Here is a 21,957-nt window from a genome sequence, read left to right as displayed (position 1 = left end):
ACATTCTTACTTTTTATCTTCTTCAATTGCTCGCTTGAGGGCATTCCAACCCAAGGTCGCACACTTAATCCGCTGCGGGAACTTGGCAACGCCTGCTAAAAAGGCTCCATCTCCCAATTCTTTCTGGCGACTGTCTTCTTGGCCCTGAACCATCTGCGAAAAGACTTCTGCTAATTCCAGTGCCTGCTCTTTTGTCTTGCCCAGAACCGTATCTGTCATCATGCTGGCCGAAGCCGTTGAAATGGTACAGCCGGAATTCACAAAGGCAATATCCTCAATCTGGTTTTCAGCATTAAACTTGACAGACAGGCTGATAACATCACCACAGGTTGGGTTATTGAGGACTACCTGCTCCACATCTTCCAGCTTCCCATGATGATGAGGGTTAGCCGAGTGGTCGGTCACAACCGCCTTGTAAAGACTGTCTAACTTAGAAAGCGCCATTGAAAAACTCCTTTGTCTTTTCTAAAGCATCTACCAACTTATCGCAATCCGCATAGGTATTGTAGACATAAAAGCTGGCTCGCACAGTCGCTGGCACCTGCAGATAGGTGAGCAGGGGCTGAGCACAATGGTGACCCGCCCGAACAGCTACTCCTTCGTAGTCCAGAGCCGTAGCGACATCATGCGGATGAAGACCATCCAGGTTAAAGGCAATCACGCCTGAACGCTGAGCCAAATCCTGCGAGCCATAAATGGTCAATCCTTCCACAGCCTGCAACTTAGGAAATACGTAGGCAATCAGGTCCTGCTCATGCTGGGCAATGGCATCCATACCCAAGTCTTCCAAATAATCAATGGCCGCCGCAAGACCGATTGCTCCTGCCATATTCGGCGTTCCCGCCTCAAACTTCCAAGGCAGCTCCTTCCAAGTCGCTTCCTGCTCATAGACAAAATCAATCATTTCGCCGCCGAACTCAACAGGCGACATCTGCTCCAGCAGCTCTTCCTTGCCATAGAGAACCCCTATGCCAGTAGGTCCGGCCATCTTATGCCCCGAAAAGGCGAAGAAGTCCACATCCAAATCCTGCACATCAATCTTCATGTGCGGAATGGATTGAGCCCCATCCACCACCAAAATTGCTCCTTGCTGATGAACCAGCTGGGCAATCTCCTTGATGGGATTGATGACACCGAGGACATTGGAAGCATGAGCCAGAGAGACAAACTTGGTCCGCTCATTGAGCTTGGCACAGAAATCTTCCATATCCAGAGCACCGTCCTTGAGATAGACATAGACCAACTTGGCTCCAGTCTTCCTACAAGCTTCCTGCCAGGGAATGACATTAGAATGGTGCTCCATGATAGAAATCAGCACTTCATCACCAGGCTGCAGCCTTTCAGCCGCAAACTGAGCCACCCAATTGAGTCCTGTCGTGGTTCCCCGAGTAAAGAGAATTTCTTTGCTAGAAGCTGCATTGATAAAAGAACGAACTCTTTCCCTGGCTGCTTCATAAGCCGCCGTCGCCCGTTCAGCTAGCGTATGCACACCGCGGTGGACGTTGGCATTGTCTCTAAGATAGTAGTTTTCGATAGCCGCCAGCACCTGCTTGGGTTTCTGAGTTGTCGCCGCATTGTCCAAATAAACCAAAGGCTCATCATTGACAATTTGGTCCAAAATGGGAAAATCTTGCTTGATTGCTTCTGCATTAAATCCAGACATGAAGACTCCTATCTACTTACATGGGACAAGGCCCAGCTTTTTATCTTTTTGCGAGAATAATATCGATATTTTCAATCATTTCATCGCGGACTTCCTTGACAGGGATTTCTACAATCACTGAGCCTAAGAAGCCACGCACGACCAAGCGTTCAGCCGTCGCCTTATCCAGCCCCCGACTCATGAGGTAGTACATATCTTCTGGATCTACCTGACCGATAGAGGCCGCGTGACCAGCTGTCACATCATTCTCATCAATCAAGAGGATGGGATTAGCATCTGAGCGAGCTTGGTCAGACAGCATGAGAACCCGGCTTTCCTGCTGGGCATCTGCGCCCTTAGCACCTTTGATAATATGACCGATACCATTGAAGGTCAAGGTTCCTTTTTCCAGAATAACCCCGTGCTGTAGGATATTTCCAATGGAGTTGCAGCCATAGTTAGTTACGCGGGTGTCAATTCCCTGAACCTGCTTACCGCTAGAGAGAGCCACCACTTTCATATCCGCATGGCTGCCCTTGCCATAGAGGTCGCTATCAAAGTCAGCTACGACATTGCCTTCGTTCATAACGCCAATGGCCCAGTCAATCATGGCATCATTATCCAGCTTGCTACGGCGGCTGATATAGGCTGTTACATTTTCGCCTAGACGGTCAATGGCTGAAAACTTAATCTGAGCTCCAGCCTGAGCAATGACTTCTACTGTGATATTGGCTGTTGCTGGAACAGCCCCTTCGCCATAAGTTTCTAAACGTTCCAGATAGTTGACCTTGGCATGCTTGCCCGCGATAATCAAAATATGCTTGTTAAAAGGAACATCGCTTTCGCTGTCCTGATAAAAAATTCCTTCAATCGGCTGGTCAATCTCAACATTATCCGGCACATAAAGCACCGCACCGCTGTTGAAATAGGCCGTATGGTAAGCCGCTAATTTGTCCTCATCATACTTGACTGCGGACATGAAATGCTTCTCCACCAGCTGTGGAATCTCCTCCAAAGCAGAGTGGAAATCAGTGAAGACCACACCTTGCTCTGCCAAATCTGCTGGCAGCTGCTCAAGGACAGTTTGAGTTCCCATTTGGATAAACTTGAGATTGTCTCCGAGAGCCGTAAAATCTGGCACACTGGTCAAAGGCTCGCTATCAGAAATCCGTCCGTCTCCCAGATTCCAGCGGTGAAATTTAACCCGCTCAATAACTGGCAAATCCAGTTGGTCCATCTTGTCAAAAGCCTGCTGACGGAGATTTGCCAACCATACTGGTTCTGCGTGAAGCTGTGAAAATTCGTGAATTAATTCTTTCGTCATGTCATTCTCCTATCTTTTATCAAAGTCAAAAGAATGTTTGACTAAGCTTCCTCAGTGTAGTTGAAGCCCAACTCTTCAGCCAACTTAGCATAGCCTTCTTTCTCCAAGCGGATTGCCAATTCTGGACCGCCAGAAAGAACGACTCTACCATCCATCATGACATGAACTACATCTGGAGTGATATAGTTGAGCAGGCGTTGGTAGTGGGTGATAATCATAGCCCCAAAACCTTTACCGCGCATAGCGTTGACCCCTTTAGAAACGACCTTGAGGGCATCAATATCTAGACCCGAGTCAATCTCATCCAAGAGTGCAAAAGTTGGCTCTAGCATGAGCAACTGCAGAATTTCATTGCGTTTCTTTTCCCCGCCTGAAAAACCTTCATTGAGGTAGCGCTCAGCCATTTCTTCTTTCATGTTGAGCAGTTCCATCTTTTCATCTAGTTTCGTGATGAAATCACGGACAGAGATTTTTTCATCGTCTTCCTTGCTCGCATTCATAGCTGCACGGAGAAACTCTGCATTGGTAATACCAGGAATCTCACTAGGGTACTGCATAGCGAGGAAGAGTCCCATACGAGCACGCTCGTCTACTTCCAGTTCCAAGATATTGACCCCATCAAAAAGCACCTCTCCTTGAGTCACTTCATAGTTAGGGTTGCCCATGATGGCTGCAGACAGTGTAGACTTCCCTGTTCCATTTGGTCCCATGATGGCTGCAACTTCTCCTGTTTTCAGGGTCAAGTTGACTCCCTTAAGAATTTTCTTCCCTTCAATTTCAACATGAAGGTCTTTGATTTCCAATACAGACATGATTGTTTTCCTTTCCTTTTTCATACTTTTTGAAGACCAGCTGTTCAATACTTTCTTTCAGATATTTGATTTTCCAACTCCAAATTTCATCAGAAAAGCTAATTTTCGGCATTTTTTAAGATGAAGATCCTCAACGCTGATTTTCATTAAGCATGCTGTTTTATACTCTTTTTAGTATACCAAAAAAAAGCCTGAAAGGCTTTTATTTTGTTTAGAGCAGCTCTTATTGGCGATGTTTTTCCTGCCACTTGCGACGAACCTCTTCACGGTAGGAAGAATTACCTATAAAACGCATAATGTTTAGGAGAGGGGTACGGTTTGGCCCTAAAACACCAACCAATTCTGCTAGCAATTCTACACCCCAAAACAAGCCAAGTATGAGTAAAACTCCACCAATACGGCTCGATACATTGAGCAAGAGAGAAATCATAGCAAAAATCATTGAAATGCCATAAATGACTAAAACAGTTCCTCTATGAGTCAATCCTAGTGATAAAAGTCTGTGATGAAGGTGATGCTTATCCGGAGTATAAAACTTTTGTCCCGATAGAGTTCGGCGAATGATCGCTAAAAAAGTATCGGTAATCGGCACTCCTAAAATAATCATGGGAGTTACTACCGCAACAGCTGTCGCATTTTTCAGCCCCTGTAAGGACAAGACAGCTATCATAAATCCTATAAAAAGGGCACCCGTATCACCTAAGTAAATAATAGCTGGGTGGTAGTTGTAAGGAAAGAATCCAGCGATAGACATCACCAAAACAAAAATTGTCAAAGTTAGAAAGAGATGGTGGCCAGGAAGAAAGAAATAGGAAACAATTCCCATGGTCACCAAAGAAATAATGGAAACTCCGCTGACTAAACCATCCAAACCATCAATCAGATTGACTGCATTGGTAATGGAAATAATCCAAATCACTGTCAAAATATAAGACAACCAAGGAGCAAAATGAAGGAAAGGTCCTCCAAAAGGAATCTTGAAATCATCCAAGCGAAAGTCTGTCAGGAACCATATTAAACTAGCCGCTAAAACAATACCACTCATTTTTAGGGCTGGAGATAGCTCTCTAACATCATCAATCAAGCCCGTAGCAGCAATAATCAGTCCGCCTAAAACAACCGGCCAAACATATTCAAGGTAACTTTGTGCCAAAAGCTGAACTTGAACAATCTGAGGCATAAAAACAAGGGTGGAGACAGTAAAAGCAATAACGATGGCTAGGCCGCCACTACTAGGCATGGGTTTTTTGTTAATCCGCCGGGCATTTGGATAATCCACCGCTCCTATCTTGAAGGCTAACAGCCGAACTAACGGAGTCAGAATGACTCCAATAAAGAAGGTTCCCAGCAAAACCAAAATAAACTTTAAGGGAAAAGTAATCATAGGCATTCAACCTTTTGCAGACTGGAAATCGCATCTGTCACTAATAACAGATAGCCATGCTCTTGTAAGACCGCACGCGTGATAGCTGAGTCTTCCGCAAATTCACGCATCTTGGCCAAAAGCCAAGCTGGATAGCGCTCTGGGAAACCTTCCACATCTACCAAAATCGTTAAATAGTATGCTGAATCATATTTATACAATTCTGAGAGGTCTATTTGATAATCTACTGTTTTAGCAAAAGAGACAGCACCGTTTAAGTCTGCAAAACGCAAGATGTAATAGATATACCGGTCAGTATTTTCCGATTGAGATTCCTCTCTTACATCGTCAGAAACCGTCTCTTGCTCAGTCTCTACAGCCTCCAAGGATTTAATCGCTTCTAAGTCTTCCTTACTCTTATCAAAAATGCTTTTTTCTAAGGTCTTTAAAAATTCATCCGGAGACATCTGGGATAATTCCGCCATGTCAGGCAAATCGGTCAAGTCTTCAAAATTCAAGTTTTTATCCAATTTAGACTTGGTGACAAAAACATCTACCTTATCTGGCTTAGGCGTCACCCGAAAACTCAACATACCACTGTCAAGGAAACTTTCAGGCATTTCTAGCTCATCTAAGATGGTATAGAAAAATTCCTCTGTTTTTTCTTGAGGGACTAGAAAATCCGCCATTTCCATACCACGTTCTTCTAAGTCTTCTAATTGGATGGTGATTTTAATCGTCGAATCACTAATCTGTTTCATTTCCATGTCGCTACCTCATACTTTCATAGTCTTTCTATTATACTAAAATTTCGCACTTATTTCAAAAAATAGCTAGCAAACTTCACAAAGAAAAGGTCGGGAAATATCCCAACCCATGATTATCCAATAATCGCCTTGATAAGAGCATAAACTATCAACAAAGCTCCTAATCCAATCCGATATTTACCAAAAATAGTAAAATCATGCTTCTTGACATAGTCTGTCAGAAAACGAATCACGACTAAACTGACTCCGAAAGCCACTCCCATCGCTACTAGCAAAAGGAAGAACTGATCCCAGCCTAAAGCATTACCCTTGATGATGAATTTAAGGATTTTCAGGCCGCTGGCACCAAACATAATCGGAATTCCCAGATAGAAGGTAAACTCTGTCACAACGGGCCGGCTGACACCATTTAAAAGACCGCCGACAATCGTCGCACCTGAGCGGCTCGTCCCTGGAAAGAGGGATAAAACTTGGAAAAGGCCGATATAAAGGGCTGTTTGATAGGGAAGCTTACTCAACTCTGTCACAGTTGGTGCTTCTTGCTCCCGCCGCTCCAGATAGATAAAGGCTGCTCCATAGACAATCAGCATAATCGCAACGGATACTAGATTATAAAAATGCGCTTCAAACCAGTCATCTAGGAAAAGGCCAATAAAAGCTGCAGGGAAAGCTGCTACCACTACCTTAGCCCACAACTGCCACGTGCGACGAATTTCCCGCGCAGTTTTACCAGGCTTAAAAGGATTCAGCTTATCAAAATAAATCACAACAACAGCCAAAATAGCTCCCAGCTGGATAACCACATTGAACATCTCCATGAAGGCTGGATTTTCATTTTTATACTTGATAAAATCTTGAATCAGAATCAAGTGGCCAGTGCTCGAAATCGGCAGCCACTCCGTAATTCCCTCAACAATTCCATAAATGATGGATTTCAATATTTCAACGATAAACATATCTAACTCCTAAAACAACTTTAGCACTTATTATACCATATATTGGGGGAGAGGGGAAGTTCTCCCAGGGCCTTTCGCTAGCTTTTTATCAAAAGGCTCCACCACCTCCGCCTCCGCCTCCGCCAGAGAAGCCACCGCCACCACTACCTCCCGATGAAACAGAGAAATGACTGGCCGTTGAAGCAACATGACCATAATTTGAAAAACTATGGGAACTTGCATAGAAAAGAGGGTGCAGATTATATTGGACATAGCCATCCATCGAAGCATTTCCCAAGGAAATCTGGCGCAGCTTCATCACGCGGCTGACACGATCCGCATAACCAAAGAGCGTAGCATAGACCAAGAGACGGTTCCACAGAATGATTCCCTCCACCTCTGTCTTATCTAGGTGAGCAATGTCACGCAGCATATTGGCAAAGCTCTTCCAGAGATAAAAATCGTAGGCTCCTTCTTCACTTAAAATACCATCACGCCGATAGATCTGCAGGTCTTTTATCAGCAGAGAACCCGTAAGAAAAGCAAGGCCGCCCAGTGGAATAGAAGACCAGATAATGCCATCTAAAGCCAGCAGAAAGACCAAGAAAGTCAGCAGAGATGTCCCAAAGGAAAGAAAACTGGCAGCCAGCGCTGTTCTAAATAATAATTTTTCTTCTCGGTTTAATGGGCGATAGTGGTCCAGCAAGTTCAGACGTTGAGTCTCCAAGCGTACTTGGTCAGACAAGGTCTGTAGATTAGCCGTAAAACGATTTTTAATGCTACTTCCAATTTGGCGGATTTGTGCCTCATCTTTTGCTTTTTTATTTTTATAAAGATCTTCTGAAATCTGATAATCTTCAAACAAATCCGCCACTGCCACCTGTTTATTTTTCCCAAAAGCCATCTTCAGGAACTGACCTTCAAAATCTGACAGCCATTCTTTAGAAACTAGCTTCAGCACCGGCTCATCGGCATCTCCCAAAAGCTGGATATGGCCTCGATCCATCAGATCCAGCAGGCTAGCCTGTACCAGATTTTCAAATTTTAAACAAGCTCGTCCGCCATTTGTCGGATCGACTTCCTCCATATCCACGGCAAAGATATTAGCCGCTAGGACCAGCGGGGCGAGATTTTGCGGAGCTTCATAAAGTCGAGCGTTTTTGGGGAAATTCTTTCTAGGTCGAATCTTAGAACGAAAAATCAGATAACATATCCCCGAAGCTATCAGCAAAAACAAGGCAAAGAGAGGCAGATAAACTTCTCCCGAGCGATGATAAAACTTGGTCTGAGCCGCAATCTTCTCTTCAATTTCTTGAAATTTTTTCAGATAGTCTGTTTCCGTCGGATTCTGGGCAACCTGATGTAGGGCCTGCCGATCCCAGTATCCATGCAATTCGACTTTCTTACCACTAGGTAAATGAGAGAGCTGAATCCAATAGTCGGCGCCATTCCTCTCTACAACAGTCGGCTGCCCAAAATAGCCTGTATGAGCATACATCTCTGTTGTAGACCAGCTTCCTAGGCCCCAAACCTTAATCCTAACACTTTTAATCTTCTCTTCCCAATCACTGATAGGAGTCCACTTTAGCTCAGCAATATCCTTATGAAGAAAAAGAAGATTACTCAACTTCCAGGTGACTGTTACAGTGACCGTATCCCCTTCTTGGCCCGCATTGTAAATCTTGACCTCATAACCATCTCCTAAATCTGTGATTTGTGGCTCAAAGTTAGACTTTGTGATTCCATTGGTTTTTACGGAAACAGTCGGATCCGAAGCGATAGAAAATCCTTCTGGCATTTTACCAGCAGAGCCCAGCGAAACAATCTGGCCATTGTAATCATCATCAAAATGATAAGTCACCTGCTCTATGTAGGTTGCTGTATTATTAGCTTGGATTTCCAAATCCCCTTGATAGGACTGGATTTGATAGTCCAAAGCCGACACCGTCCCAACAAAGAAAAAACTTAAAAGAAGGACAAAAATTCCAGACAAATACTTTTTCATAACTCAATATCCTTTTTATACTTATCCTATTATAGCATTTTTCTTAAGTAAGGGCTTACTGGGATTGAAAAGCGCCGTATTTTTCGGTAGAATAGAGAAAACAATTTTAGAAGGACTAGGAGAGAATATGAAAAAGTTCATTTTAACCTTATTTACAGCCCTCCTCGTCTGTCTGGGAACCCTCACTGTGGCTCAGGCAGATGACTATCTCCGAATTGGGATGGAAGCGGCCTATGCTCCTTTCAACTGGACACAGGATGATGATTCAAACGGAGCTGTCAAAATCGAAGGAACAAATCAATATGCCAATGGCTATGATGTCCAAATTGCTAAGAAAATTGCTCAGGAAATGGGCAAGGAACCGCTGGTTGTAAAGACTTCTTGGAATGGACTGATTCCAGCCTTGACATCTGGTAAAATCGATATGATTATCGCCGGTATGAGCCCAACGGCTGAACGTAAAAAAGAAATCGCTTTTTCCGACAGCTACTACACCAGTGAGCCTGTTGTGCTGGTCCGAAAAGACGGTGACTACGCCAAAGCCAAGACTCTCGAAGACTTCAAAGATGCCAAAATCACTTCCCAACAAGGAGTTTATCTTTACAATCTGATTTCCCAGCTGCCTGGAGCCAAGCAAGAAACAGCTATGGGTGACTTCGCGCAAATGCGCCAAGCTTTGGAATCTGGCGTCATTGACGGCTATATCTCCGAGCGCCCTGAAGCCCTGACAGCCGAAGCTGCTAATTCTAAGTTCAAAATGATCCAATTCAAGCAAGGTTTTGATGTTAGCGAAGAAGACGCCTCAATTGCCATCGGTATGCGTAAAGGTGACAGTCGAATTGACCAAGCCAATGCTGCCATCGCTAAAATCTCAATGGATGACCAAGTGAAGCTGATGGATCAGATGATCAAAACTCAGCCTGTGGACACCGATACGGACGATGCTGATGATACCTTCTTCAATCAAGTACTGAAGATTTGGAAAGAGAACTGGCCACAGTTTGTACGCGGAGCTGGCTTGACCTTGCTCATTTCCATCACAGGGACAGTTGCTGGTCTCCTGATCGGCTTGCTGATTGGAGTTTACCGGACAGCACCAGTTTCCAAAAATAAAGTTTTAGCTTCCCTACAAAAACTATTCGGTTGGTTCTTGAATATCTATATCGAAGTTTTCCGCGGTACACCAATGATTGTACAGTCTATGGTCATCTACTATGGAACAGCCCAGGCTTTTGGCATTTCGATTGACCGGACAGCTGCCGCTATCTTTATCGTTTCTATCAATACCGGTGCCTATATGAGTGAGATTGTCCGCGGTGGTATCTTTGCCGTTGACAAGGGACAATTTGAAGCAGCTACTGCGCTAGGAATGACCCACGGCCAAACCATGCGTAAGGTTGTCCTGCCACAGGTGGTCCGCAACATTTTGCCTGCAACGGGTAATGAATTTGTCATCAATATCAAGGATACATCCGTCCTGAATGTCATCTCCGTGGTGGAGCTCTACTTCTCAGGAAATACGATTGCAACTCAGACTTATCAGTATTTCCAAACCTTCACCATTATCGCAGTCATTTACTTTGTCTTGACCTTTACCGTCACTCGAATCTTACGTTTCATCGAGCAGAAATTTGACACAGATCATTACACAACAGGTGCCAATCAAATGCAGACGGGAGAATTGAAACAATGACCGAAACAATTTTAGAAATCAAACATCTCAAAAAATACTATGGAGAGAATGAAGTCTTGAAAGACATTTCTCTGACTGTCCGCAAGGGCGAAGTTATCTCCATTATCGGAAGTTCTGGTAGCGGAAAATCAACTTTTCTCCGCTCCATCAACCTCCTCGAAACACCTACTGCTGGCGAAATTCTCTATCGTGGCAAAAACGTCTTGGATGAAAACTATGATCTGACTCATTACCGCGAAAAATTAGGTATGGTGTTCCAAAGTTTCAATCTTTTTGAAAATCTCAATGTGCTGGAAAATACCATCGTAGCTCAGACAACCGTACTCAAAAGAGAGCGTGCTAAGGCAGAAAAGATTGCCAAAGAAAATCTGGAAAAGGTGGGCATGGGAGAGCTCTACTGGCAAGCCAAGCCTAAACAGCTCTCCGGCGGACAAAAACAGCGGGTTGCCATTGCGCGTGCGCTTTCCATGAATCCTGATGCTATCCTTTTCGATGAGCCAACTTCAGCTCTGGATCCAGAAATGGTCGGAGAAGTCCTGAAAATCATGAAAGAATTGGCTAAGGAAGGCCTGACCATGATTGTCGTGACCCACGAAATGGAGTTCGCCCGTGATGTTTCCAACCGTGTTATTTTCATGGATAAAGGAGTCATTGCAGAGGAAGGCACTCCGCAAGAATTCTTTACCAATCCTAAAGAAGAACGGACAAAAGAATTCCTACAGCGCTTTTTGAAATAAACAATTTACAACACAAGACGGTCAAAACTCAACCGTCTTGTGTTTTTATTTACAAAAACAAAAAAAAAGCGGGTTTCCCCACTTTTTGAAGATTAGTCTTCAAACTTTTCATGATTTTTGTCGTAGAAATCAATCAAGCCAAGAGCTGTTTCAAAAGAAATATTCTTTACTTTTGCCCGTCCTTGAGCAAGAGCAATAATTGACATTTCACGCGCGTTTGTTTCTTTACTAATACGGTAACCTGTAATTTTTTTGTCACGAACCCAACCAACAACTGATTCTACTTTTTCAAAATTCGATTTAGCCATTTCTTACTCCTCTCTATTTATTTCGATAACTACTATAATTGTTTTTATACAGTTTGTCAACATAAAAAACCATATTCTAACAAATTAAATATTTCTGAAAATTCTTTATTTTGCTTTGAGAGCTGAAAGTATCTGTGTTCTAATACTTTCTACCCCTTCTGGATTCGCTGGAAGGAAAAGCGTATTATTGCCAGGTTTATCTGCAAAATTATTCAGTGTATCAAGATATTGATTGGTCAACAAAATGGACATGATCTGCTCTTCTGTCAACTCAATATTTGCGCCTTTCAACTCTTTAATAGAATCTGCTAAGCCATCCACAATAGCCTTCCGCTGCTCTGCAATACCAACCCCGTGCAGACGGTCTTTCTCAGCCTCAGCCTCAGCCGCAGTGACGATTTTGATCTTATCTGCTTCCGCCAATTCCTGAGCAGCAACACGCTTGCGCTGCGCCGCGTTAATTTCATTCATGGACTGCTTGACTTCCGCATCTGGCTCAACCTTAGTAATCAAGGTTTTGACAATGATATAGCCATAAGTGGACATTTCTTCAGCCACCTGCTTTTGAACTTCTAAGGCAATCTCGTCTTTCTTTTCAAAGAGCTCGTCCAAGGTCAGTTTAGGAACAGAGGAACGCAGGGCATCTTCGATGTAAGACTTAATCTGCGCTTCTGGCCGCATGAGTTTATAGTAAGCATCTGTGACATTGTGTTCATTTACCCGATACTGGGTCGCAACATTCATGGTCACAAAGACATTGTCCTGAGTCTTGGTCTCAACAATGATATCACTCTGCAACAAACGCAACTGGACACGAGCGGCAATTTTGTCAATTCCCAAAGGCAAACGGATATTCATCCCACTTGTGCTGGTCTTGTGGTAACGTCCAAAACGCTCAATGATGGCAACAGACTGCTGACGCACAACGTAGAGCGAGCTGAGGACTAGTATTCCAAAGAGAACCAAGAGAATGAGAAAGAAGAAAAAGAATAGACTTAAAAACATAATCACATCTCCTTAATTTAATATAGTATATTCTAGCACACTCCTCAATCGCTTGCAATTAAAAAGCAGAGTTTTGCTAAAATATCTTTAGGTTCAGACCAACATATTATAAAGAGTTTCATTTCCGTTCAGATTGATGAAGGATGGGTCAAACTGCTCAATCCGATTAATCAGTGCAGCATAGTCATACTTGTTTGCCAGTGCAATTCCAATCAAGACTGGACCAGTTCCTTTGCTAGCCCGCTTGATATATTCAAACCGAGTAATATCATCATTTGGCCCTAAAATATCATTTACAAATTCACGTAAGGCACCTGGTCGCTGCGGGAAGTTTACCACAAAATAATGTTTGATCCCATCATAAATAAGGGCCCGCTCTTCCATCTCCGGCATACGGTTAATGTCATTATTACCGCCCGAAATGATACAGCAAATCGTTTTTCCTTTGATATATTCTCTCAACACTTCCAAGGCTGCTACACTTGCTGCCCCTGCAGGCTCTGCTACAATTCCCTGCTTCGAATAAAGGTCGATCAGCGTTTCTGAAATCAGACCTTCATCGACGCCGATAAGGGTTTCGACATTTCTTTGCGTTACTTCGTAAGTCAAAGAGCCGACTTTCTGCACCGCAATGCCATCCGCAAATTTATCAATTTCTTTAAGTTTGACTGGACCGCCTGCATCGAAAGCAGCCTTCATGCTACGGGCTCCATTGGCCTCTACTCCAATAATCTCAATCTGTGGCTGGGTCTCCTTAATATAAGTGGATACCCCCGCGATGAGACCGCCACCACCTACTGGCACCAAGACCAAGTCTAAATCAATAGATTCTCGAGCCGCATCATCTAAGATTTCATAGCCAACCGTTCCCTGACCAGCCTGAACATGAACATTATCAAAAGGATCGATAAAGGTTCGATTCTCTATTCGGGTAAATTCCATGGCTGCACGAGCAGAAGCGTCAAAAGTATCACCTACTAGCTTGATAGTCACAAAGTCTCCACCAAAAAAGCGAACCTGACTGATTTTCTGCTGGGGAGTCGTAATGGGCATAAAAATTGTCGCTGGAATTTTCATTTCATTACAAGTATAAGCTACTCCCTGAGCATGATTACCCGCAGAAGCACAAACAACTCCACGTTCGCGTTCCTCCTTGCTCAACTGAGAAATGGCATAATAGGCTCCACGGATTTTGAAGGAGCGCACACGTTGAGAATTTTCTTTTTTTAGATAAATCTTGGCTCCATACTTCTCCGACAAATAATGGTCATAATCAAGCGGCGTATTGACAACGACATCTTTTAGTACCTTATGGGCACGGATGATATCTTTTGCTGTTAACATTCCTTTTCCTTTCCAAATAGGTTAAACAAACTCAGCTGGCTTGCCAGCTGAGTTTCCCACACGATCTTAGTTGTAGATTTTGAAAGCATCGTCATCGTTTTTACCAACGAATGGCATCGCTTTACGCAATTCAGCACCGACTTTTTCAATTTCAAGGTTAGCCGCTTGTTCGCGATAAGCAGTCAATTTCGGACGACCTGCCTTGTAGTCGTTTACAAAGTCGTTTGCGAATTTACCATTTTGGATGTCAGCAAGAACAGCCTTCATGTTTTCTTTAACTTGCTCTGTAATCACGCGCGGACCAGATACATAATCACCATATTCAGCTGTGTTTGAGATGGATTGGCGCATCTTCTTGAAACCACCTTCGTAGATCAAGTCAACGATGAGTTTCATTTCGTGAAGAACTTCAAAGTAAGCCAATTCTGGTGCATAGCCAGCTTCGGTCAAGACTTCAAATCCAGCTTCAATCAGGGCAGTTAAACCACCGCAGAGAACGGCTTGTTCACCAAAGAGATCTTCTTCTGTTTCTTCTTTATAAGTTGTTTCAAGAAGTCCAACACGGGCACAACCAACACCCTTACACCAATCCATGGCGATGTCTTTAGCATTTCCAGTCGCATCTTGGTAAACTGCATAGAGAGCTGGCACACCAAAGCCCTCTTCAAAGGTACGGCGCACCAGGTGGCCAGGTCCCTTAGGAGCACACATGAAGACATCTACATCAGCAGGAACCTTGATAAATTCAAAATGGATATTGAAGCCATGTGCAAAACCAACAGCATTACCAGCTTCCAAGTTTGGAGCGATTTCCGCTTCATAAAGTTCTTGTTGGATTTCGTCTGGCGCCAAGATCATGATGACATCAGCCAATTTAGCCGCTTCTGCTACTGTATAAGTCTCAAAGCCATCTTCTTTAGCCTTGTCAAATGACTTACCTGGACGCACACCGATAATCACATCATGGCCAGTATCACGCAAGTTTTGCGCATGGGCATGACCTTGTGAACCATAGCCAATCACGGCAATTTTCTTACCGTCAAGTGCTGCTACTTTTACATCTTTTTCATATTCCATTGTTACTGCCATCTTTTACACTCTTTTCTATCTTTTATTTGCCTTTTTAGGCTGTTATAACGGAGTCATTAGTAGGGTTAGTCTCTCGTAAAACCGATTGCTCCAGTCCGAGCAATGTTGCGGATACCATAAGGACGAATAACACGAAGCAAGGCCTCGCTTTTTTCAGCATCCCCTGTCATTTGAATAGTGATGGAACTCGGTGCGACATCCACGACTGTTGCACGGAAAGGCTGAATAATCGCTAACAGCTCTGCCCGTTTATCTGCAGGAGCCGAGACCTTAACGAGAATCACTTCGCGCTCTAAATGTGGATGGTCGGTGATGTCTCGAACACGAATCACATCAATTTGACGGTTAAGCTGCTTGATAATCTGCTCCACCTCAGCCAGAGAAGCCACATCAATTATGATGGTAATCCGAGAAACATCTGGAGTCTCTGTCGGACCGACTGAGATACTTTCAATATTAACCTGACGCCGAGAAAGGACACCTGTGAATCGATTCAAAACGCCTGAACGGTTTTGGAGTTTAGCTGTTAACATTCTACGCATTAAACTTCACCCCCAACATTTCATGATTGCTCTTGCCAGCCGGCACCATTGGAAGCACGTGCTCTTTGCGGGAAATATCTACTTCGATAAACATCGGCACATCTTCTCGGATGACTTCCAAATCTTGAGTAATGGTTTCTGGATTGTTAAACTTATAAGATTTAACACCATAAGCCTGAGCCATTAATTGAAAGTCTGGAAGGCTGTCAAAAACTGATTCCGACGTTCTGCCTTCATAAAAGGCTTCCTGCCATTGCCTAACCATTCCTAACGAATGATTGTTCAGCATAATTACCTTAATCGGTACTTTATAAATGTTTAGGATGGCCATTTCCTGATTGGTCATCTGATAGCCACCATCCCCGACAAAAAGAACAACTTCTTTATCTGGATTAGCAATTTTAGCACCGATTGCAGCTGGGACACCGAAGCCCATGGTTCCAAGTCCACCAGAAGTGACTAGTTGACGTTCATTTTTATAGGGATAATACTGAGCTGTCCACATCTGATGTTGCCCAACATCTGTAACGACAATAGCCTCTCCTTTGGTTAGCTCGCCCACACACTCAATGACAGCCTGCGGCTGCACTACACGTTCTTTTTTATCATAAGAACGGACCCTATTTTTATCTTCGGTTACTTTGTCAATCCACTTTTCTGTATTATTGTGAACGGGCTCTTCTGCCAAAAGCATCGTCAAAGCTTTCTTGGCATCTCCAACAACCGGAATGTCGACATTGATAATCTTTCCAATTTCTGCCGGATCAATATCAATATGCACAACCTTTGCATTCTTAGCAAAGGTCTTGGGATTACCCGTTAAACGGTCATCAAAACGGCAGCCTATGCTAATCATAAAATCAGCTTCTGTCATAGCAATGTTTGCAGCAAATGAACCATGCATGCCGCCCATTCCTAGAAAAAGCGGATGATCTGTCGCAATCGTTCCCTGTCCTAACAGACTCGTCACAACCGGAATTTGATAACGCTCCGCAAAAGCTACTAATTCTGTCGCTGCTTCCGCATAGCTAACTCCACCTCCTGATACAAGAACAGGTTTCTTAGCTTTGGACAATTGCTTCAAAATCTTCTTGATTTGCAATTCGTTTGGAACAATTGTTGGTTGGTAACTTGGCAAATGAACAGCCGGATCATAAATAAAATCAGTTTCCAAAGCAGAGACATCTTTTGGAAGATCAATGACAACCGGACCTGGACGGCCTGTCGTCGCAATATGAATTGCCTCTGTGATAATCCGCGGAATATCCGCAGTTTCACGAACCTGATAATTATATTTAGTGATAGGAGTTGTAATGCCAACAATATCTGCTTCTTGGAAGGCATCTTTCCCAATTCCAGATTTGGCAACCTGACCAGTGAAAACCAAAAGGGGAACACTGTCACTCATAGCATCTGCGATGCCAGTAATAGCGTTGGTCGCTCCCGGTCCACTAGTCACAACAGCAACACCGATTTTACCCGTTGACTTAGCGTAACCTTCAGCTTCATGGACACAACCTTGCTCATGCCGACCTAGAATATGACGAATGCCTTTAAAACTATAGATAGCGTCATAAAGGGGCAGGACCGCTCCGCCTGGATAACCAAAAATGGTATCAACACCTAAGTTTTCTAAGGTTTCTAAAAGAAGTTCCGAACCTGTCTTCGGAGTTTCCAGTTTGATTTTCTCCATAATTCCCCTTTCTAAAATCGAGAATGTTCAAAACTAAGTGTCTACTTTTATATCATCAGCCAGCAAAGCCCTATTCCTGAAAATGAAATGCTGCCGATTGATTTTGGACAATCAGTCTAATCTCAATTATTAATTTACAATTTTCTAAAAATTCAAAAAGCTTTCTACTATGATAACATTTTTGAAAAAAATTGCAAGTATTGCGTGAAATTTTTTAAATTTTGAACAAAATATGCAACAAAATCTCGCTAAATCCGAATTTAGCGAGATAAGTTCTTTATATCCATCCTTGATCTTGTGCAATCCGAACCGCTTCTGTGCGATTGTCGGCTGCCAGCTTGGTCAGGATGGCCGACATATAGTTGCGAATGGTCCCATTTGATAAATAGAGCTTTTCAGCAATTTCTTTATTAGAAAGCCCAGTTGCTGCTGCCTCTAGGACTAGAAGCTCTTGATGGGAGAGGGGATTTTTATGGGTCATCAGCACTTCCATAAGTTCAGGCGAGTATTCTTTTTGCCCAGCCAAGACAGTGTGGATGGTCTTCATCAGGTCAGCAATACTACGCTCCTTGAGTACGTAGGCATCAACATCCGCCTTGACCGCCCGCTCAAAATAGCCTGGCCGCTTAAAAGTCGTCACAATGATGACCTTGACAGCTGGCTGATACTCCTTAATCCATTCTAGAACATCTAGTCCCGTCTGATAGGGCATTTCCACATCCAAGATGGTCACATCTACCTGCTCAGTGCTGAGCAATGCCACCGCCTCACGTCCATTAGCCGCCTGATAAACTACTTCAACATCCGGCTGCAACTGCAAGAGCTGGCAGAGTGCATCCCGCAGCATACTCTGGTCTTCTGCTAATAATAACTTCATCGCTCATCTCCTTTAATCCGATACGGCAAGCACACGCGAATAATGGTCGGCTTCTGGCTGTTGATGACCTCCACCCTACCGTCAATCCCCTCCAAGCGCTCTCGAACCGAATGCAACTCTTGGCCAGTGACTCGCTTAAAGCCTCGGCCATCATCTTCAACATCTAAGATCAAATCTTGATCCTGACTATGCAAATCAATCTTGGACTTCTTGGCCTCTGCATGCTTGATAATATTGGTTGCTAATTCCAACAAAATCATACTAATGGTAAACTGGATTTCCGTAGGAATACTAGCAACATTAAGCTGATTATGAAGCTCTAGGTCAATATCGCTCATCTCCAGCATGGTTCGGATTGTATTTAATTCTTCATCTAGCGTCCGCGTCTTGAGATTGTCTACAATCCGTCGTACATCAGCCATGGCCTGCTTACTAATCCGTCGCACTTCCTCCATCTCTTTCTCCGCCTGCTCATAAGCCTTCATTTGTAGGAATTGCTGGGCCAGCTCCGTCTTGACACTGAGCATAGCAAAGGTATGTCCTAAACTATCATGTAAATCCCGTCCGATTCGATTGCGCTCATTTTCCGCTAAGAAAAGATTGAGCTGAGCATTCTGCTTGCTTTTTTCTTCCTTGAGCTGTTCAGCGACTTGGATCCGATGCAGACCTAGGGTCAAGAAATCCGAAAAGAGAAAGGTCGTTGAGAAAAGAATCAAATCACCTATACTTATTTGATTTTGAATATAAACCCCAAACAAAATAGCCGGTTGGATAGCTAAGAAACTCCAGAAGCGCCAAGATGTAAAGGAAATTTCCTTATAATGATAAATTAGAAGATTTGATAAATAAAAAATATACCACACAAAGCCCCCATTCAGCCAAATGGAAGTATAAAAAATGTAAGCAAGCATGCCCCACCAGGACAGAGCCTGGTAGAAAGGCTTTTTCTCCGTGAGGATGGTGTAATAGGCCCCTATAAACAATGCTGTCCAAAGCAAAGTCAAAAGCGGGTACTCACCACTGATGACACCCGCTATTGGAAAGATGATAAAGACCAGAGAAATATGAAACATATGATGTATGTTTTTGAACTTTTCCCACATATAATTATTTAACCTCAATCCGTTTTTTGAGCTGAAGGACTAAAATACTAAAGAAAATGGTATAGGCTAGAACGATTAGCATAGCAGACACATTCCAGTTATGGTGTTCCAAATAGGAAGAGACCACCTGCATGAGCTGATAACTTGGTGTTAGCTTGCCGATGGATCGTAGCCAGTCTGGAAACATAGTCAGAGGAAACCAAAGGCCACCCAAGACCGCTAAAGCCATATAAACGATATTGCCTACGACCGACATGAGCTGGGCACTGGGCAGGAGACTGACCAAGACGCCCATTGCGATAAAGACCAGACTACCGATCAAAAGAATCAGTGCAATCATTAGCCAGTCCATCATGGGCACATTGACTCCACGAACGAAATGGCCGACAGAGAAGACCACGATGATGGAAAGCAGAAAGGTCAGTAAAGTACTAAAAAGCTTTGATACATAATATTCTACCATAGAAACGGGCGAATGCTGAATCAATTTTTGCCAGTTATTGGTCTTGTCCGACTGCAAGGTGCTGGGAATGCTGAAAAAGGCACTAGACATGATACTAAAAAGTGTCATAGAAAAGAGATAGGTTTGGAGCACAAGCACCGGTACATCAGAACCTGACATTATTCCTGAAAAGATCAGATAGAAAACGCTGGGCAGCCCGATAGAGAGCAGGTAGTAGGCCGCCTGCCGCTTCATCAAAATCAGCTCCATTTTCATTAAACTTACCATATTTTTCATGATGCTGCTCCTTTACTCTTGTGTCGTCTCAAAAATACTATCCAGCAGGGTGCGATTGCGGACTTCGATTTCTTCAATCGTACAGCCATGCTCCTGCAGAATTTGCCAGACTTGACTGGCATCCTTGGTCGCAAAAGATAGAGCCTTTTGCTTGATTTCAATCTCTGCCACACCAGCTATCTTTTCCACGATTTCTTTATAGGAAAGTGGCAGGGTGAAGTGTTTTTCCTGCTCTTCCTTGCGCATGGCATAAGGCGTGGTGTCGCGGATGAGTTCTCCCTTATGAAGCACCAAAATCCTGTCAGCCGTATGCTCCACTTCTTCAATATAGTGAGAAGAATAAACAATGGTTACGCCTTGCTTCTTGAGCTGGTCCACTATTTCCCAGAAATGCTGGCGGGTCGAGGTGTCCATGGCCGAAGTCGGTTCATCCAAGAAAAGAATCTTTGGACGACCAATCAAGGCTAAGATAAAGGAGAAGAGACGTTTTTGACCACCAGAGAGCTTGGAAGCCAGCTGGTTCTTTTGCTTGTCAGAAAAGCCCAACAAGGTATCGATTTCTTCTTCGGATAAGCTATTAGGATAGACTGACCTAAAGAAAGCGAGGAGTTCCTTGACTTTCAAATCCCCCACCACTGTATTTTCCTGAGGCAAAATGGCAACCATCTCTTTCAAACGATTATCCGTCGGCTTTAGCCCATTAACCAGCGCTTGACCAGAAGTTAGAAACTTGTCGCCTAGGAGACAGTCCATCAGGGTTGTTTTACCAGCTCCGTTGGGGCCAATCAGAGCCACACAATCCCCTTCCTCAATATCAAAGGAAATGTGACGCAAAATCTCCTTCCCACGAATGCTTTTAGATAGCTTTTTCACTTCAATCAATTTCATGATTTGCCTCCTTAATAAAATCATCGATGAACGGCCAGATGACAAAGATAGCTAGAATCAGCCCCCAGATACCTAGATAGAACTGCCGGGGTAGAAATTCCAATAAGAGACCTGTCGTCATCTGAAAATACCATAAAGCAATTGAAAAACCAATGAATAAGATAGATAAGCATTTTTTCATTTCTTCTCTCCCCTCTTGCCTAACTTGGTCACTTCCTTTAGGACGTAGCTAGCCATTCCCAAGCCAGCAAAAATCTCCCAAGGAAAGCGGTAAAGACCTGCTCCGCTCATTCTTGCCAACTGGTAAAACATCATCCCAACAAGACTCAAGACTGTTACTTTTATCAACCACATTTTCATGTAACCACTCCTAATTTCTTCATTTCTTACTTGTATTATAGAACTTCCCCCCTCTTCCGACTAGATGATTTTGTCACTGCCTGATATGACAAATGTCATGGTTTCTAGACAGCAAAAAAAGACGAGATGACTCGCCTTTTAAATATTCTTATTCTTCTTTCAAGCCGCCCAATTTCATCCCTAAAATAAACATTTCCGGAGTCGCATCTTTTATATCACTTATGCCAAAGTCTTCGAAGTAAGATAAGTCTTCTACCTTATCCACATTAATTTTTTGTAAATCCAGATCAATCACAACCTGCAATTTTTTATCAGCCGTTACCGAATAATCAGCGGAAAAACCATCTAACCGTTGAGCTTCTACAAAATCCGGGTCTTCCTGCATGGCTTCGCGAATCAGTTTGGTCAGTTCATTTGGGCTCATCGTAGCAGCGACATCTGTTATTTCCTGAGGAAGCTCGCTAATCAATTCCATGCGGAGACGCAGCAACTTTTTCCCTTGGTAGGTAATTGTATCTCGGTGTTCTATGCCATCAATCTTCCCAACAAGAACCTTGCTGATGATTTTCTGATTAGTGGGTGATTCTACAGAGGAGGTGCTGCTTGATGTTTGATTCGGTCGATTTGAATGCCTATTCAATAAAGCACAGCCCGACAATAAAACTGAAACTACAGCCAAAAGAAAGGCTAATCTTTTCATATTTCATTACTCCTTTTTATTTTTAGTATAA

General features: G+C 43.5%; 23 protein-coding genes. 2 read left to right on the top strand and 21 right to left on the bottom strand.

The window, feature by feature from the left end; all coding sequences use genetic code 11:
* Positions 1–6: 6 nt before the first annotated feature.
* The 8 genes from sufU to SSIN_RS04160 all read right to left on the bottom strand — a co-directional run bounded on the left by sufU (position 7) and on the right by SSIN_RS04160 (position 8,848).
* Positions 7–444, bottom strand: coding sequence for a Fe-S cluster assembly sulfur transfer protein SufU (gene sufU, locus SSIN_RS04195; protein WP_037616145.1), 438 nt, complete (start codon positions 442–444; stop codon positions 7–9).
* The gene (locus SSIN_RS04190) at positions 431–1,663 is read right to left on the bottom strand and encodes a cysteine desulfurase (protein WP_037616143.1); all 1,233 of its coding nucleotides are present in this window, start codon (positions 1,661–1,663) and stop codon (positions 431–433) included. Before SSIN_RS04190 ends, sufU begins: the two co-directional genes overlap by 14 nt.
* 40 nt (positions 1,664–1,703) lie before the next feature.
* On the bottom strand, positions 1,704–2,966 hold the full coding sequence (gene sufD / locus SSIN_RS04185) for a Fe-S cluster assembly protein SufD (RefSeq protein ID WP_037616141.1): 1,263 nt from the start codon (positions 2,964–2,966) through the stop codon (positions 1,704–1,706).
* A gap of 41 nt (positions 2,967–3,007) precedes the next feature.
* Complete coding sequence (sufC, locus tag SSIN_RS04180) at positions 3,008–3,778, bottom strand: Fe-S cluster assembly ATPase SufC (RefSeq protein ID WP_037616139.1); 771 nt, start codon at positions 3,776–3,778, stop codon at positions 3,008–3,010.
* Between the two features lie 223 nt (positions 3,779–4,001).
* Positions 4,002–5,168 (bottom strand): glycosyltransferase family 4 protein, encoded by a 1,167-nt coding sequence (locus tag SSIN_RS04175; RefSeq protein ID WP_037616137.1) that lies wholly within the window; start codon positions 5,166–5,168, stop codon positions 4,002–4,004.
* Positions 5,159–5,908, bottom strand: a complete 750-nt coding sequence (gene mecA, locus SSIN_RS04170) for an adaptor protein MecA (RefSeq protein WP_037616136.1) — start codon at positions 5,906–5,908, stop codon at positions 5,159–5,161. The genes SSIN_RS04175 and mecA overlap by 10 nt, the downstream gene beginning before the upstream one ends.
* Before the next feature lie 113 nt (positions 5,909–6,021).
* Positions 6,022–6,864 carry an undecaprenyl-diphosphate phosphatase gene (locus tag SSIN_RS04165; protein ID WP_037616134.1) on the bottom strand — a complete coding sequence of 281 codons (843 nt, stop codon included), beginning with the start codon at positions 6,862–6,864 and terminating at the stop codon, positions 6,022–6,024.
* Between the two features lie 88 nt (positions 6,865–6,952).
* Positions 6,953–8,848, bottom strand: a complete 1,896-nt coding sequence (locus SSIN_RS04160) for a DUF2207 domain-containing protein (RefSeq protein WP_037616131.1) — start codon at positions 8,846–8,848, stop codon at positions 6,953–6,955.
* A 127-nt stretch (positions 8,849–8,975) separates the two neighbouring features.
* On the opposite strand from SSIN_RS04160, the gene SSIN_RS04155 reads away from it, so the two are divergent.
* Positions 8,976–10,541, top strand: coding sequence for an ABC transporter substrate-binding protein/permease (locus SSIN_RS04155; RefSeq protein ID WP_037616129.1), 1,566 nt, complete (start codon positions 8,976–8,978; stop codon positions 10,539–10,541).
* Positions 10,538–11,278 (top strand): amino acid ABC transporter ATP-binding protein, encoded by a 741-nt coding sequence (locus SSIN_RS04150; protein WP_037616127.1) that lies wholly within the window; start codon positions 10,538–10,540, stop codon positions 11,276–11,278. The genes SSIN_RS04155 and SSIN_RS04150 overlap by 4 nt, the downstream gene beginning before the upstream one ends.
* A gap of 92 nt (positions 11,279–11,370) precedes the next feature.
* On the opposite strand, the gene SSIN_RS04145 is transcribed toward SSIN_RS04150, so the two are convergent.
* The 13 genes from SSIN_RS04145 to SSIN_RS04085 form a co-directional block, all read right to left on the bottom strand.
* The gene (locus SSIN_RS04145) at positions 11,371–11,586 is read right to left on the bottom strand and encodes a capsule biosynthesis transcriptional regulator (RefSeq protein WP_001130035.1); all 216 of its coding nucleotides are present in this window, start codon (positions 11,584–11,586) and stop codon (positions 11,371–11,373) included.
* Positions 11,587–11,691: 105 nt separating this feature from the next.
* Positions 11,692–12,591, bottom strand: coding sequence for an SPFH domain-containing protein (locus SSIN_RS04140; protein ID WP_037616125.1), 900 nt, complete (start codon positions 12,589–12,591; stop codon positions 11,692–11,694).
* 93 nt (positions 12,592–12,684) lie between these two features.
* Complete coding sequence (gene ilvA / locus SSIN_RS04135) at positions 12,685–13,935, bottom strand: threonine ammonia-lyase IlvA (RefSeq protein WP_037616123.1); 1,251 nt, start codon at positions 13,933–13,935, stop codon at positions 12,685–12,687.
* 66 nt (positions 13,936–14,001) lie between these two features.
* Positions 14,002–15,024, bottom strand: a complete 1,023-nt coding sequence (gene ilvC, locus SSIN_RS04130) for a ketol-acid reductoisomerase (protein WP_037616121.1) — start codon at positions 15,022–15,024, stop codon at positions 14,002–14,004.
* 65 nt (positions 15,025–15,089) lie between these two features.
* On the bottom strand, positions 15,090–15,566 hold the full coding sequence (ilvN, locus tag SSIN_RS04125; RefSeq protein WP_037616118.1) for an acetolactate synthase small subunit: 477 nt from the start codon (positions 15,564–15,566) through the stop codon (positions 15,090–15,092).
* The gene (locus tag SSIN_RS04120) at positions 15,559–17,259 is read right to left on the bottom strand and encodes an acetolactate synthase large subunit (RefSeq protein ID WP_037616117.1); all 1,701 of its coding nucleotides are present in this window, start codon (positions 17,257–17,259) and stop codon (positions 15,559–15,561) included. Before SSIN_RS04120 ends, ilvN begins: the two co-directional genes overlap by 8 nt.
* A 277-nt stretch (positions 17,260–17,536) precedes the next feature.
* Positions 17,537–18,136 carry a response regulator transcription factor gene (locus SSIN_RS04115; RefSeq protein ID WP_037616114.1) on the bottom strand — a complete coding sequence of 200 codons (600 nt, stop codon included), beginning with the start codon at positions 18,134–18,136 and terminating at the stop codon, positions 17,537–17,539.
* Positions 18,133–19,239 (bottom strand): sensor histidine kinase, encoded by a 1,107-nt coding sequence (locus SSIN_RS04110; RefSeq protein WP_037616112.1) that lies wholly within the window; start codon positions 19,237–19,239, stop codon positions 18,133–18,135. Before SSIN_RS04110 ends, SSIN_RS04115 begins: the two co-directional genes overlap by 4 nt.
* A 4-nt stretch (positions 19,240–19,243) precedes the next feature.
* On the bottom strand, positions 19,244–19,978 hold the full coding sequence (locus SSIN_RS04105; protein ID WP_037616110.1) for an ABC transporter permease: 735 nt from the start codon (positions 19,976–19,978) through the stop codon (positions 19,244–19,246).
* A gap of 12 nt (positions 19,979–19,990) precedes the next feature.
* Entirely contained in the window at positions 19,991–20,866 is an 876-nt protein-coding gene (locus tag SSIN_RS04100) for an ABC transporter ATP-binding protein (RefSeq protein ID WP_037616107.1), read from the bottom strand.
* Entirely contained in the window at positions 20,853–21,047 is a 195-nt protein-coding gene (locus SSIN_RS04095; RefSeq protein WP_037616105.1) for a hypothetical protein, read from the bottom strand. The genes SSIN_RS04100 and SSIN_RS04095 overlap by 14 nt, the downstream gene beginning before the upstream one ends.
* Positions 21,044–21,226, bottom strand: coding sequence for a hypothetical protein (locus tag SSIN_RS04090; protein ID WP_037616103.1), 183 nt, complete (start codon positions 21,224–21,226; stop codon positions 21,044–21,046). Before SSIN_RS04090 ends, SSIN_RS04095 begins: the two co-directional genes overlap by 4 nt.
* Before the next feature lie 148 nt (positions 21,227–21,374).
* Positions 21,375–21,926 (bottom strand): SP0191 family lipoprotein, encoded by a 552-nt coding sequence (locus tag SSIN_RS04085; RefSeq protein ID WP_037616101.1) that lies wholly within the window; start codon positions 21,924–21,926, stop codon positions 21,375–21,377.
* Positions 21,927–21,957 lie beyond the last annotated feature (31 nt).

The sequence above is a fragment of the Streptococcus sinensis genome (assembly GCF_000767835.1).
Lineage (GTDB): Bacteria > Bacillota > Bacilli > Lactobacillales > Streptococcaceae > Streptococcus > Streptococcus sinensis.
The sequence above is the reverse complement of the archived record's forward strand: the minus strand, read 5'-3'. Positions and strand labels throughout refer to the sequence as shown.

What these genes read in the sequence shown, in the direction of transcription:
- sufU (WP_037616145.1), bottom strand. Translation starts at nt 444, where the DNA reads ATGGCGCTTTCTAAGTTAGACAGTCTTTACAAGGCGGTTGTGACCGAC.
- SSIN_RS04190 (WP_037616143.1), bottom strand. Translation starts at nt 1,663, where the DNA reads ATGTCTGGATTTAATGCAGAAGCAATCAAGCAAGATTTTCCCATTTTG.
- sufD (WP_037616141.1), bottom strand. Translation starts at nt 2,966, where the DNA reads ATGACGAAAGAATTAATTCACGAATTTTCACAGCTTCACGCAGAACCA.
- sufC (WP_037616139.1), bottom strand. Translation starts at nt 3,778, where the DNA reads ATGTCTGTATTGGAAATCAAAGACCTTCATGTTGAAATTGAAGGGAAG.
- SSIN_RS04175 (WP_037616137.1), bottom strand. Translation starts at nt 5,168, where the DNA reads ATGCCTATGATTACTTTTCCCTTAAAGTTTATTTTGGTTTTGCTGGGA.
- mecA (WP_037616136.1), bottom strand. Translation starts at nt 5,908, where the DNA reads ATGGAAATGAAACAGATTAGTGATTCGACGATTAAAATCACCATCCAA.
- SSIN_RS04165 (WP_037616134.1), bottom strand. Translation starts at nt 6,864, where the DNA reads ATGTTTATCGTTGAAATATTGAAATCCATCATTTATGGAATTGTTGAG.
- SSIN_RS04160 (WP_037616131.1), bottom strand. Translation starts at nt 8,848, where the DNA reads ATGAAAAAGTATTTGTCTGGAATTTTTGTCCTTCTTTTAAGTTTTTTC.
- SSIN_RS04155 (WP_037616129.1), top strand. Translation starts at nt 8,976, where the DNA reads ATGAAAAAGTTCATTTTAACCTTATTTACAGCCCTCCTCGTCTGTCTG.
- SSIN_RS04150 (WP_037616127.1), top strand. Translation starts at nt 10,538, where the DNA reads ATGACCGAAACAATTTTAGAAATCAAACATCTCAAAAAATACTATGGA.
- SSIN_RS04145 (WP_001130035.1), bottom strand. Translation starts at nt 11,586, where the DNA reads ATGGCTAAATCGAATTTTGAAAAAGTAGAATCAGTTGTTGGTTGGGTT.
- SSIN_RS04140 (WP_037616125.1), bottom strand. Translation starts at nt 12,591, where the DNA reads ATGTTTTTAAGTCTATTCTTTTTCTTCTTTCTCATTCTCTTGGTTCTC.
- ilvA (WP_037616123.1), bottom strand. Translation starts at nt 13,935, where the DNA reads ATGTTAACAGCAAAAGATATCATCCGTGCCCATAAGGTACTAAAAGAT.
- ilvC (WP_037616121.1), bottom strand. Translation starts at nt 15,024, where the DNA reads ATGGCAGTAACAATGGAATATGAAAAAGATGTAAAAGTAGCAGCACTT.
- ilvN (WP_037616118.1), bottom strand. Translation starts at nt 15,566, where the DNA reads ATGCGTAGAATGTTAACAGCTAAACTCCAAAACCGTTCAGGCGTTTTG.
- SSIN_RS04120 (WP_037616117.1), bottom strand. Translation starts at nt 17,259, where the DNA reads ATGGAGAAAATCAAACTGGAAACTCCGAAGACAGGTTCGGAACTTCTT.
- SSIN_RS04115 (WP_037616114.1), bottom strand. Translation starts at nt 18,136, where the DNA reads ATGAAGTTATTATTAGCAGAAGACCAGAGTATGCTGCGGGATGCACTC.
- SSIN_RS04110 (WP_037616112.1), bottom strand. Translation starts at nt 19,239, where the DNA reads ATGTGGGAAAAGTTCAAAAACATACATCATATGTTTCATATTTCTCTG.
- SSIN_RS04105 (WP_037616110.1), bottom strand. Translation starts at nt 19,978, where the DNA reads ATGAAAAATATGGTAAGTTTAATGAAAATGGAGCTGATTTTGATGAAG.
- SSIN_RS04100 (WP_037616107.1), bottom strand. Translation starts at nt 20,866, where the DNA reads ATGAAATTGATTGAAGTGAAAAAGCTATCTAAAAGCATTCGTGGGAAG.
- SSIN_RS04095 (WP_037616105.1), bottom strand. Translation starts at nt 21,047, where the DNA reads ATGAAAAAATGCTTATCTATCTTATTCATTGGTTTTTCAATTGCTTTA.
- SSIN_RS04090 (WP_037616103.1), bottom strand. Translation starts at nt 21,226, where the DNA reads ATGAAAATGTGGTTGATAAAAGTAACAGTCTTGAGTCTTGTTGGGATG.
- SSIN_RS04085 (WP_037616101.1), bottom strand. Translation starts at nt 21,926, where the DNA reads ATGAAAAGATTAGCCTTTCTTTTGGCTGTAGTTTCAGTTTTATTGTCG.